Origin of the sequence: Paenarthrobacter sp. PH39-S1 (assembly GCF_030063245.1) — a bacterium.
Lineage (GTDB): Bacteria > Actinomycetota > Actinomycetes > Actinomycetales > Micrococcaceae > Arthrobacter_M.
The window spans coordinates 59,229-70,475 of sequence record NZ_JASISR010000013.1; the positions used below are offsets into that span (position 1 = coordinate 59,229).

The following is an 11,247-nucleotide window of genomic DNA, read 5'->3' on the forward strand; positions in this document are numbered from 1 at the left end:
CCGCCTCATTGCGGCCCGATTCCGAGCCTAGCGCGAAATCCCCAACCGTGCTGTGGCCCTTCCGACAGCGGATCTTCGCCTGCGCTGGACGGGTGCACAAACTATCCGGGACACTGCCGTCCGGAGGGCCGAATCCGGCGCCGCCTCCAGCAGCAGCTGCCCGGCACTAAGGGTTTTGTCCGTTGCGGCCGGATCCCAGGGCAGGAAGTGGCCGATCCCCAGTGGCGGCCCAAACCGGTCCCAGGCCAGTTGCAGCGCACGCTCGGGCCCCCTGCCCGCGGCCGACCTGCGGACCTTGTTGAGCACCACCGAAATGTCCGCGGCGAAGGTCAGCCCGGCGAGCTCGGCTAATCCGCGCACCAACCGCGGCAGCCCGACGGCGTCCGCGGCGCCGACCGCGTAAATGCTGTCCGCCGCGGCCAGGGACGCGAGCGTGGCAGCATTGCGGCGCGGGGCCAGAGTGTCGTAGCTGAGCTCCTCGTCCGACTCCAGACAGAACCCGCAGTCGATCACCGTCACCTCTGCAAGTTCCCGGCAGACCGCCAGCACCCCCTCCAGCGCCGCGGCCCGCAGTTCCGGCCATCTGTCCGCCCGGGTCAGCCCGGTCAGCACACGGATATGTCCGCCCCTGAAGACGACCGGGGTCGCCACGGTGCGCAGCCCATCGGCGGTCAGCAGCCCCTGATCGGCCAGCCGACAGGCCTGCGCCAGTCCCGCCGATTCGTCCAGCAGCCCCAGACTGGCACTGACGGTCGGTCCATAGCTGTCCGCATCCACCAGCAGGACGGACAGCCCCGAGGCCGCTAGCTCGGCGGCAATATTGACGGCAACCATGGTCCGGCCGGGTGCCCCGGTCGGGCCCCAGACGGCCAGGATCCGCGCTGCGGAAATCGCTTCCGTGCCGCCGTTCCCGGTGGGGTCAGGCGGCGCGGCTTCCCCGGTGTCATGCCCCGGCGGCGGTTCTCCGCGTCCGGCCGCAGGATCCAGCCGCGATGTGGCCGTCGCCGGGTGCGCTTGGGCACCGCTGGTTCCCCGCCCGGGCGTTCCCGCAGACGTGGCGACCGCCTCACGGATCTGCCCGGCCAGCGTTGCGGGATCCGTCGTGCTCGCCGCGACCAGAGCACCGATGCCGCGCAGCCGGCTGACTTCACCGCCGTCGTCGGCCAGTACGACGACGGCGACGCCGACGGCCGCCAGCCGGTCCACGAGGGTCGCCGTCAGTTCCTCCGAACCGGCAAGGACGACGGCGGCCCGGGCCAGCCCGCTCTGACAGGCAGCCAGCAGTTCGGTCAGTTCACCGCAACGCCGCACCACCGTGACCTGGCCGTGCAGTTTCTCGAGGCCGCCGATCAGATCTTGTGTCGTCTGACCCACCGTCACGACAGGAATCTGCATTATTGTCCGCCTGCGGGGTTCCAGACCACGGCGATCTTCGCCTTGTTCGCCTGGGCGCCGAGAAGTTTGGGCATCTGGGCCGTTGTCACCAGCACATGCAGTTGGGTGGTTTTGTTCCCGCCCAGCGCCGATGAACCCGGAGTGAGTTCGGAGATTTCCGCCCCGGGCAGCAGCAGTGCCGGCTCACCGTATCCGTTTTTGCCGTCCGGAACAGAAATCCACACATCCACCCGTGAACCGACCGCCACTTCCTTCGGGAGCGCCTCTTCGACGCTGATGGCCGCCGGTTTTCGTCCCAGCGCGTCGGCCGTGCCCATGCTGGATTTGGCCAACAGCTCACCTCTGGGCACCAGACGGACGGCCATTTGTCCGGCCGGAAGGGGATCCGCGGCCACTGCATACATGCCCTCCGCGTCCCCGAGCCGGACCCGCACGGTGGTCAATTCGTCCGGAGTGATTTTTTGTCCCAGCCCAATGTTGTTCCTGGCCGCGTACACCTCAGTTGTTTGGTCGGCCCCGCCCACGAGCGCCACCACCGAGGCTATCGAGGCCAGGACAAGCAGAATGCCGACCAGCAGCCGTGGGTCTTTCCAGGAAGGCTTTTTGAGGCGGGCCGCCGGGGTGGAAACGCCAAGGCTCATCTGCACTCCCCCGAAGGTTCCCGTGGCGCTTCCCCGGGTCCGCGCCTTTGCGGTCCTGGTTCGACCCGAATGATTTTCCTGCTTGTGTTCCTAGTTCTAATGGTTCGCGGCCCGGAAGGAAAGCCTTGGGGCGGAAAATGTGCAAAACCGCAGCTTTGGTCACCGTCGGAAACCGTCGGCAAAAACGGTCATGCAGGACCATTGAGCGAAACTTCCGGCCGAGGTAAACCGTCCAAGGTATCCGGGGCGCCCGAGAGGGTTGTGGACATCAGCATCAAAGGGGCGCAAACGTGGCAGGATGAAAGCATGCCACGCTTTTTGACCCTTTCGGACGTTGCGGAGCAACTGCAGCTGTCCGCGGCCGCCACGTACGCCCTGGTGCGCAGCGGCGAACTCGCCGCCATCCAGATCGGCGGCCGGGGGCAGTGGCGGGTAGAGGAATCCAAGTTTGAGGAATTCATCCAGGCGCGCTATGCGGCGACAGAGCAGCTGTTGGCCGCATCGAAACCTGCACCAGCACCTGACGTGGGGTCATCCAGCCGTCCCCGAAGCTGAGGGACCGCCTCCAACGGCTCCGCCTGCCAAGGCGCCGGCGGCTAAGAATCGGCCTGCCAAGACGCCGCCGGTAAAGGCGCGGTCGGCTAAGGCGCGGTCGGCTAAGGCGCGGTCGGCTAAGGCGCGGTCGGCTAAGACAGCGTCTGCCAAACGCAGCCTAGGGGCGGCCGTTGTTCCGCGAACTGACGGCCACCAGAGCGGCAAAAGGAATTGCATAGCTGGTGAGCACGTTGCGCTGGCGCCGCGGTTCGCCGTCGGCGGTCACAGCAAGCTCCACGTAATCGAAACCAACCCGGTCGAAGACACCGGCGAGCGGGCCGGCATGCTCCGAGTCCTCCAGATACAGATGAACGGCCGCTCTGTCGCGCGCGAGCGTCCGCAGGACCGATGCCAGCGAATGGCGGACCGTGCCGACCGGCTTGACTGCGGTCCCGGGCAGGCCCGAAATCCGAATCACGGCGTGCAGGGGCACCAGCACTGAACGGTTCCCGTCGGACATCAGCAGCCACCCGTGTCCCGTGCAGGCCAGCGTACCGCTGAGCTGCAGATTACCCTTCAGCAGCAGCGTCAGAGGGGCATCTTCGCCGCCCCGGAGCCTGTCCGCCAGCCCGATTGCGGAGTCCTCGATCCGCGCCATTTCCGTGACACCCGCATCACGTTCCAATTGCTGCGCAGCATCCAATTGGTCCTCCATATCGCGAAAAAGCGAGTCCCAGCGCATGCCGCCAGCGTACGAGAGCCGGCCGGACGGGTCAACAGTCGGTCCACAGGGAGTCAACACAGGGATGGAGTTACCCACAGCCACCCCTCACCTCTGGACACCGCTATCCGAAGAGGTCAAAATCTATCAAAGAGCATCAAAAATGGTTCAAAATGAGGCGGCGCGGGCTAACGGTGGAAGGAGTGCGCATCATGCGAAAGCAACTGCGGGAAGATGCGGCCATGGCCGGGACCATACTCCTGCTGGGAGTCGCACTGGTCTATGTCGGGACCGTGCTGCTCCAGCGTTGGCTCGTGCAGGGCCGTCCTGGACGGACTCCCGGGTTTGAGGACGCGCTCGGAGCCGTGTCGGCGGCGATTGGATCCGCCGTCGTCCTCTGGTGGCTCTTTGCCCTACTGCTGGCCCTTGTCTCCTGCATTCTGCACCGCACCGGGCGACGGCGGCTGGCCGGCGTTGCCGGGCGCCTGACACCGGCGTTTATGCGCAGACTGGTTCTGGCCGTCCTCGGGGTCAATCTGCTCTGCGCGCCCTTGGCTCACGGCGCTGAATCCCCCGTTGATCCGCTGTGGCATCCTGCCGTGGCCACCACCGCCCCGGCCGCCCCGGTCCTTCCCGCCGCGCGGACGGCCGTGGACCCGGTGACACCGGGTGCTCCGGAACCGCCGAGCCCGCTCTGGAGGCCGGAGGCACCCGTCGTATTCCCCGGGCCGCTGGCGCCGGTCCCCAGCCGTCCGCCGGACCAGATGCCGTCATCACGGGGTGAACAGACCCCGGCATCACCGGGCGGTCACGCCGCGGCGCAGCCGGTCGCACCAGCGGCCAATGACGCAGGCTCCGAGGACACGAATATGGTCGTGGTGAGGGCCGGCGACAGCCTGTGGACTCTCGCCGCAAAGCAATTGGGTCCTTTTGCCACCGACGTGGAGATTGCCCGTCAATGGCCGCTCTGGTACCGCATCAACCGCGCCGCCATCGGCAGCGACCCAGGGCTTATCCTGCCGGGGCAGATTCTGCAGGAGCCATGACATGTCGTCCCTTAGGCTTCCGGATTACCTGGTCGGAGACGCTTTTCACCCACGCGCACCCAAGCAAGGAGAGAACCATGAACACGCATGCAGCCCTTGATGGCGCTGTCACGCCGATCCGGAGCCGTCCGGCGCCCGTGCTGGAACCGGCCGGGGAATTGGCTCCCGTTATTCCGATGCCACCGCGGCATCGTGGTCTCCGCGCGGGAACAACGTCAGGACAGGCGGCGACCGCGGCAGAGGTCCTGGCAGTTCCGGCCTTGGGCGTGTTCACATCGGCAGATCGTGAGGCCGTTGAGCCAGGAGGCTCTGCGGACGGCGATGGCTCATCCCTGAAATCCCCAGCAGACAAATTCCGACACGATCTTGCCCAGGCGCGTGCGGCGGAAGCAGCCCTGGTTCGGGCCATGACGGCCAAGATCGGCCAGGCCGCCGTCGAGGTCCTGGCTGGCAGCAGGCCACCCCAGCAGCTGGCGCGCTGGCTGGACGCGCGCAGCTTCGAGGCCCTTCAAATCCGCGCAGAACTGACTCGGTCGGTACAGCGGAATCTGGATCACAGCGGCGGACACAGCAATGTCCATCAACTGCACCGCAACCCGTCGGTCAGGTCGGTGCACTGCTGTGCCGTCAGACCCGGGGTCTACGAGGCTTCGCTTGTCATCGCTGAACAGCAGCACGTCCGCGCCCTGGCCATGCGCATGGAGGAACGGAACGGCGTCTGGAAAGTGACCGCACTGGAAATCGGCTAACCAAGGTCCGGGCCCCGTCCCACTAAGGGCGGGACCGCCAGGGTCCCTACTTGGCGCGCCAGCGACACGAAAGGGCCGGTCTCGTCCGCTACCGCCGCTTCTTTTTCTTGGTCTTCGCAGTATTGGTCTTCGTCGCGGCAGCCTTCTTCGCCGACGGCGGCAACCCGCTACTGCTGGAGCGGCGTTCAGTGTGAGTCTCTGCTTCACCGGATACATCCGGAGCCGTGAACTGCAGCTGGGCCGGCTGCTCCGGAGCCTGCAGGCCCGGAGCCTTGAACTTCACGGCGGCGTGCTCCTCCGCCGGCTGCGCCTTCTCACCGTCGGAGGAGGCATCCGACACCCGCCTGAGCAGGGACTCCGGCTGGTCGGCCATCACTCCTACCTGGGCTGCTGCCGGTTCTTCAACCTGGACCTCCAGATTGAACAGCAGCCCGACGCTTTCTTCCCTTATCGCACCCATCATGGCCTGGAACATGGTGAAACCCTCACGCTGATACTCCACCAGCGGATCACGCTGGGCCATGGCGCGCAGCCCGATGCCCTCCTTGAGATAGTCCATCTCGTAGAGGTGTTCCTGCCATTTGCGTCCGACCACTGAAAGCACCACCCGGCGCTCCAACTCACGCATCGTCTCGGAGCCAAGCTTTTCCTCGCGGTCCTGGTACGCCAGCTTCGCGTCCGATAGCAGCTCGGTTTTGAGCAGTTCGGGCGTGATCCGGCCTTCACCGCCGGCCTCTTCTTCCAGCTCGTCCGCGGTCACGGAGACGGGGTACAGGGTTTTCAGGCCACCCAGCAGCGCCGGGAAATCCCAGTCGCCGCTGTGGCCTTCCGCGGTCGCAGCGTCGATGGATTCGGTGACGGTGTCCTCCAGGAAGAACTGCACCTTTTCATGCAGATCATCGCCTTCCAGAATTCGACGCCGGTCCCCGTAGATGGCCTCGCGCTGTCGGTTCAGGACGTCGTCGTACTTCAAGACGTTCTTGCGCTGCTCGGCGTTGCGGCCCTCCACCTGGCCCTGGGCGGAGGCGATCGCCTTGGACACCAACCTGGATTCCAGTGCGACGTCGTCGGGCATGACAGACCGGGACATCAGACGTTCCGCTGCTCCCGAGTTAAACAGGCGCATCAGGTCGTCAGTGAGCGAAAGGTAAAAGCGGGACTCGCCCGGATCGCCCTGGCGCCCGGAACGGCCGCGCAGCTGGTTATCGATGCGGCGTGACTCGTGACGTTCCGTACCCAGCACGTACAAACCGCCGGCCTCCACGACGTCGTCATGCTCGGACGACACGGCATTCTTGGCATCCTCGAAGGCCTCGGCCCAGGCCGCCTCGTAGTCCTCCGGCGTCTCCTCCGGGTCCAGTCCGCGGGCCGCCAAGGCTGCCACAGCATTGAACTCCGCGTTCCCGCCGAGCATGATGTCGGTACCCCGGCCAGCCATGTTGGTGGCCACGGTGACGGATCCCTTGCGCCCGGCCTGGGCCACGATGGCGGCTTCGCGGGCATGGTTCTTCGCGTTCAGGACCTCATGCTTGATGCCGCGCGTGGCCAGCTGCTTGGAGAGATATTCACTCTTCTCCACGCTGGTCGTACCAACCAAAACCGGCTGCCCGCTGGCGTGGCGCTTGGCGATGTCCTCGACGACTGCCTCGAACTTCACCACTTCGTTCTTGTACACCAAGTCCGGCTGATCGGTGCGGCGCATCGGCATGTTGGTCGGGATGGGCACGACGCCGAGGTTGTAGGTGCCCATGAACTCGGCGGCCTCGGTCTCGGCAGTACCGGTCATACCGGAAAGCTTTTCATACAGCCGGAAATAATTCTGCAGCGTCACCGTGGCAAGCGTCTGGTTCTCCGCCTTGATTTCCACGCCTTCTTTGGCCTCGATGGCCTGGTGCATGCCCTCGTTATAGCGCCGACCCGCCAGAATACGGCCGGTGTGTTCGTCCACGATCAGGACCTCGCCGTCCAAAATGACGTAGTCCTTGTCGCGCTTGAACAGTTCCTTGGCCTTGATGGCGTTGTTCAGGAAACCGATCAGCGGCGTATTAGCGGATTCGTACAGGTTGCTGACGCCGAGGTAATCCTCGACCTTCTCGATGCCGGGCTCCAAGACACCCACTGTGCGCTTCTTCTCGTCCACCTCGTAGTCGTCCTCGACGTTCAGGCGCAGCACCATCTTGGCGAATTCGCCGTACCAACGGTTCGCATCCCCCGAGGCGGGACCGGAAATAATCAGCGGGGTGCGGGCCTCATCGATCAGGATGGAGTCCACCTCGTCAACAATCGCGTAGTGATGGCCGCGCTGGACCAGTTCATCGGAGGCCCAGGCCATATTGTCGCGAAGGTAATCAAAGCCGAACTCGTTGTTGGTTCCGTAGGTGATGTCCGCCTCATACTGCTGGCGGCGCACGGCTGGATCCTGATTGGAGAGAATGCAGCCGCTGGTCAGCCCCAGGAACCGGTACACGCGGCCCATCAAATCGGACTGGTACTCGGCGAGGTAGTCGTTGACCGTGACCACATGGACGCCGTTGCCGCCCAGAGCATTGAGATACGCCGGAGCCGTGGCGACCAGCGTCTTACCTTCACCGGTCTTCATCTCGGCAATGTTGCCCAGATGCAGGGCCGCACCACCCATCAGCTGGACGCGGAAGTGTCGCAGGCCAAGGGTGCGCGACGACGCCTCGCGGACCGCCGCGAAGGCCTCTGGCAGCAGCTCATCCAGCAGCTCGCCGTCGGCATGGCGCGCCTTCAGCTTGTCCGTTTCCTCGCGGAGCTCGGCGTCAGTGAAGGTTTGGAACGGCTCCTCCAGCCTCTCGATGGCGTCCGCGTAGACATGAAGGCGCTTCAATGTCTTGCGGTCACCGGTACGGAGGACTCGCTCGAGAAGTGATGGCACGGGTGTAGCTCCCAATCTATGGCTGCCTAAAACTGGCCTTTTCAGTCTACGTGAACAGACGAACGGCGCGCGGCCCCGGTTCCCCGGATCCGCTGCCGGCTGCATAAATTGACATCGATGATGCAATTCGCGCCGATGCCGATGACTGACATGGGCGTGAAATGCGACATCGATGAACGGGCGGGCGCGGGTGGGGGGTGCGACGGCGTGCGGGGGCGCTGGAGCGACGGTCAGCCGGCGCGGACGGCGGCCGCCAGTTCCGCGGCCAGCGTGCCGACGGGTTCGACGACGACGTCAGTCAGCGAGAGCCAAGTGGCCATCAGCTGCAGTTCCGCAGCGAGCTCGGAGGCGGTTTCCGGTGGACTCCCGGGCTCGGCAAAGGCGCTGCGGACCAGCAACACTGCGCGGAGTCTGTCGGCCTTGAGGTCCACCCGCGCCACCAATCGCTCACCGAGCAGAAACGGAAGCACGTAGTAGCCGTAGCGCCGCTTCGCCGCCGGGGTGTAAATCTCGATCCGATAGTGGAACCCGAAGAGCTCCTGAAGCCGGCGACGTTCAAAAACCAGCGAATCAAACGGACTCAACAGGGCCCGGCCCGCAGCGCGCCGCGGCAGCGTTGCCTGCACATGCCGGTAGACCGGTCCGTCCCAGCCGCGCACGCTGACCGGCTGCAGGATGCCCTCCTCTGCCAGCTCCGCAACTGCCTGAGCGGCCGGTTTGGCCGGCAGCCGGAAATAGTCAGCGAAACATTTGACGGTGCCGATACCGTGCGCCGCCGCCGCAGCCTCGACGAGACGGCGCAGGGACGCGTCTGGATCGGTGGGTGTGCACGTCTGGGCAAGGAGCGGCGGCGGCAGCACGGAACCGATCGGCGTGTACCGCCGCTCAAACTGGGCCGTGCGCGCCGCGGTGCCGACCGTTCCTTGTTCGAAAAGATCCTCCAGCACTCGTTTGGCCGCGTTCCAGTTCCAACCCCAGTTATCAGTGACCTTTGCCTGCCGGTGGTCGATGGCCCCGGTGATTTCCCGGGCCGTCATTGGAATCCCTTCGTCCAGCACGGAAAGAATCCTGGCTTCCAGCGAACTGCGAAGTTCCGGCTCCAGTGCCCGGGCGCCCACCCATTGCCGCTTTTGCCACAGCCGCAGGTCCCGGAAATGTTCCGGCCGGATGAAGCTGGCTTCATGCGCCCAGTACTCCATCATGGTGCGCGGCCGGGCTCCGGAGATCCGGTCCAGAAGGTCCCGGTCGTAATTGCCCAGCCGGGAAAAGAATGGCAGGTAATGGCTGCGGGCGAGCACGTTGACCGAGTCAATCTGAACCAGCTGCAGCCGGCCAAAGGTCCGGCCCACCGCCCGTGCGTTGACGGGGCCGGCGGGCCGTTCCTTTGCCAGTCCTTGGGCTCCCAACGCGATCCGACGGGCCTGTGAAAGACTCAGATCGGCCGCCACGGAACCCTCCTGGTCTATGCGATAGCCGCCTTATCCGGCGAGCGGTAGGCGATGATTTCGTCGGCCGGAGCAGACTCAATGCCGGCGCGGTCCGAATCCAATGAAATCACACCATACGTCCAACCCTCCCGGCGATACACCACGGACGGCGACCCGGTTGCCGAGTCGATGAAGAGATAGAAGTCGTGTCCCACCAGTTCCATATTGTCCACCGCGTCATCGAGCGAAACAGACGCCGTCGGGAAGACCTTCCGCCGGATCAGCACAGGAGAATCACCGGCCGGAATGTCATTTTCAATATCGAAGCGGGAACGTTCTTCCGCAGCACCGTCCGTCGTGGCAGTGGCTGACTGGGCGTAGATGGGTTCCGATGCGCTCACGGTGGGGAGCGCAGCCGTAGCCGTGTTGACTCCAATCGGAGCATGCCTGCCGTGGTGGACCTTCTTGCGGTCCCTTGCGCGGCGGAGTCTTTCCAGTAGCTTGTTGTAGGCCGTGTCAAAAGCCGCAAATTTATCCCCGGCGGATGCCTCGGCGCGGATCACCGGGCCGCGGCCCTGAACTGTTAGTTCGACTGTGAGCTGGGCATCCGCGGCACGTGCGTTCGTCTGCTTCGAAACCTTTGCATCGATGCGCTGGACCTTGTCTCCGAGCTGTTCAATCTTCGACATTTTTTCGCCGGCGTATTCGCGGAAGCGGTCCGAAACGGTGACGTTACGGCCGCTGATCAAGAACTCCATGGTGCCCTCCAAATGACTTCGGTGACACGACGGCCCGCAATGTCGTCCAGCCATTGCTTGACCGCCGACGGGTGGTCAACCTCTATGAGGTACCCGTTTAACCACGCTAGTCCACGTATCCCCGATATTCGTCTTTTAGCCACGCATTTCTTTCCTTGAAGTGGCTGTGAGCTGTGCGGAGCCATCGCGGGTCGGACCTCCGGCTGCCGCCAGCACCACGGATCCGCCGACTACGGCCCCGGCGGACCGCAGCGCGCGTGCGGCCTCCGCGACGGTGGCACCAGTGGTCAGCACATCGTCAACGATCAGCACCCGGCGGCCCTCCAACGCCCGGGCGCGAGCCGATCCAGGCCTGCCGCGGACATACATGGAATTGCGCACGTTCGCCCGGCGCGCCGAGCGACCCAAGCCCTTCTGGCTCAGCTGCCGCCAAGGCGGCCGGAACCTCAGTTTCAAGGCCCGGCACGTCGTTGTTCCCGGTGGAAAGGCCGAACGCCGGCGCAGGGTGAGCAGCAGCAGCCACACCGGGTCGTAGCCTCGCTTGCGGAATCCCTTGCCGCTGGTCGGCACCGGCACCACGAGCACGGGCCGGTCAGCGGTCAACGGCCAGTCGCCCACCGCCGCAGACAAGGCCCCAGCAAGCGGGCCGGCCAGCCTGGCGGCCAGATCGGTCCGGCCGTGGTTTTTGAAAGCCAGCAGCACCTGGGCAAGCTCGTCACGGTAGCTGCCGGCCGCCACCGACGGCAGCAGCACCGTGCCATCCACATCCATCAGTGCCGGCGCGCTCTCTTCCGAGCGGAAGGGCCGGTTCGTCGCTGTGCGCATGGTCCGCGCACAGTCCCGGCACAGCGAGCTGTCCTCGGCACCGCAGACGACGCAGTCCGCGGGCAGCAGCAGGGCGGCCAGCTCCTGGCCCGCGGCGGTCAGCCACAGCACGAACCGCAGCCACCACGCTCCCGCCCGGGCACGATGGGATCCTGTCGGCGCGGGAGATCCCCTGGGCCTGCCCCGTCCGGAAGCATCGTGTGCGTCACCGTCGGGCAGTGCCGATCCGTTCAATTCAGTGCCCATTCGTGC

At 65.3% G+C, this 11,247-nt stretch carries 10 protein-coding genes; 3 read left to right on the plus strand and 7 right to left on the minus strand.

The annotated features are described in order from the left end of the window. Window positions 1-27: 27 nt before the first annotated feature. Both QMG52_RS10125 and QMG52_RS10130 read right to left on the minus strand, forming a co-directional pair. On the minus strand, window positions 28-1,395 hold the full coding sequence (locus tag QMG52_RS10125) for a CpaE/TadZ family protein (RefSeq protein WP_283560284.1): 1,368 nt from the start codon (window positions 1,393-1,395) through the stop codon (window positions 28-30). Further along, window positions 1,395-2,036, minus strand: a complete 642-nt coding sequence (locus tag QMG52_RS10130) for a CpaB family protein (protein ID WP_283560285.1) — start codon at window positions 2,034-2,036, stop codon at window positions 1,395-1,397. The genes QMG52_RS10125 and QMG52_RS10130 overlap by 1 nt, the downstream gene beginning before the upstream one ends. A 306-nt stretch (window positions 2,037-2,342) precedes the next feature. Between QMG52_RS10130 and QMG52_RS10135 the strand changes: the two genes are divergently transcribed. After that, complete coding sequence (locus QMG52_RS10135) at window positions 2,343-2,591, plus strand: helix-turn-helix domain-containing protein (RefSeq protein WP_283560286.1); 249 nt, start codon at window positions 2,343-2,345, stop codon at window positions 2,589-2,591. Window positions 2,592-2,748: 157 nt separating this feature from the next. Here QMG52_RS10135 and QMG52_RS10140 read toward each other — a convergent pair whose 3' ends face one another. Next, on the minus strand, window positions 2,749-3,273 hold the full coding sequence (locus QMG52_RS10140) for a hypothetical protein (RefSeq protein ID WP_283560287.1): 525 nt from the start codon (window positions 3,271-3,273) through the stop codon (window positions 2,749-2,751). Between the two features lie 230 nt (window positions 3,274-3,503). On the opposite strand from QMG52_RS10140, the gene QMG52_RS10145 reads away from it, so the two are divergent. Together QMG52_RS10145 and QMG52_RS10150 are read left to right on the plus strand one after the other, a co-directional pair. Then, on the plus strand, window positions 3,504-4,337 hold the full coding sequence (locus QMG52_RS10145; RefSeq protein ID WP_283560288.1) for a LysM peptidoglycan-binding domain-containing protein: 834 nt from the start codon (window positions 3,504-3,506) through the stop codon (window positions 4,335-4,337). A gap of 77 nt (window positions 4,338-4,414) precedes the next feature. Continuing rightward, complete coding sequence (locus tag QMG52_RS10150) at window positions 4,415-5,086, plus strand: Rv3235 family protein (RefSeq protein WP_283560289.1); 672 nt, start codon at window positions 4,415-4,417, stop codon at window positions 5,084-5,086. Window positions 5,087-5,174: 88 nt separating this feature from the next. Here QMG52_RS10150 and secA read toward each other — a convergent pair whose 3' ends face one another. From secA to QMG52_RS10170, 4 genes are all read right to left on the minus strand, one after another. Continuing rightward, the gene (gene secA, locus QMG52_RS10155; protein WP_283560290.1) at window positions 5,175-7,985 is read right to left on the minus strand and encodes a preprotein translocase subunit SecA; all 2,811 of its coding nucleotides are present in this window, start codon (window positions 7,983-7,985) and stop codon (window positions 5,175-5,177) included. A gap of 230 nt (window positions 7,986-8,215) precedes the next feature. Then, window positions 8,216-9,433: a winged helix-turn-helix domain-containing protein gene (locus QMG52_RS10160; RefSeq protein ID WP_283560291.1), complete on the minus strand. Its 1,218-nt coding sequence runs from the start codon at window positions 9,431-9,433 to the stop codon at window positions 8,216-8,218. Between the two features lie 14 nt (window positions 9,434-9,447). Continuing rightward, window positions 9,448-10,170: a ribosome hibernation-promoting factor, HPF/YfiA family gene (gene hpf, locus QMG52_RS10165; protein ID WP_283560292.1), complete on the minus strand. Its 723-nt coding sequence runs from the start codon at window positions 10,168-10,170 to the stop codon at window positions 9,448-9,450. 135 nt (window positions 10,171-10,305) lie between these two features. Continuing rightward, the gene (locus QMG52_RS10170; RefSeq protein WP_283560293.1) at window positions 10,306-11,241 is read right to left on the minus strand and encodes a ComF family protein; all 936 of its coding nucleotides are present in this window, start codon (window positions 11,239-11,241) and stop codon (window positions 10,306-10,308) included. Between the last annotated feature and the right edge of the window lie 6 nt (window positions 11,242-11,247).

What these genes read in the sequence shown, in the direction of transcription:
- QMG52_RS10125 (WP_283560284.1), bottom strand. Translation starts at nt 1,395, where the DNA reads ATGCAGATTCCTGTCGTGACGGTGGGTCAGACGACACAAGATCTGATC.
- QMG52_RS10130 (WP_283560285.1), bottom strand. Translation starts at nt 2,036, where the DNA reads ATGAGCCTTGGCGTTTCCACCCCGGCGGCCCGCCTCAAAAAGCCTTCC.
- QMG52_RS10135 (WP_283560286.1), top strand. Translation starts at nt 2,343, where the DNA reads ATGCCACGCTTTTTGACCCTTTCGGACGTTGCGGAGCAACTGCAGCTG.
- QMG52_RS10145 (WP_283560288.1), top strand. Translation starts at nt 3,504, where the DNA reads ATGCGAAAGCAACTGCGGGAAGATGCGGCCATGGCCGGGACCATACTC.
- QMG52_RS10150 (WP_283560289.1), top strand. Translation starts at nt 4,415, where the DNA reads ATGAACACGCATGCAGCCCTTGATGGCGCTGTCACGCCGATCCGGAGC.
- hpf (WP_283560292.1), bottom strand. Translation starts at nt 10,170, where the DNA reads ATGGAGTTCTTGATCAGCGGCCGTAACGTCACCGTTTCGGACCGCTTC.
- QMG52_RS10170 (WP_283560293.1), bottom strand. Translation starts at nt 11,241, where the DNA reads ATGGGCACTGAATTGAACGGATCGGCACTGCCCGACGGTGACGCACAC.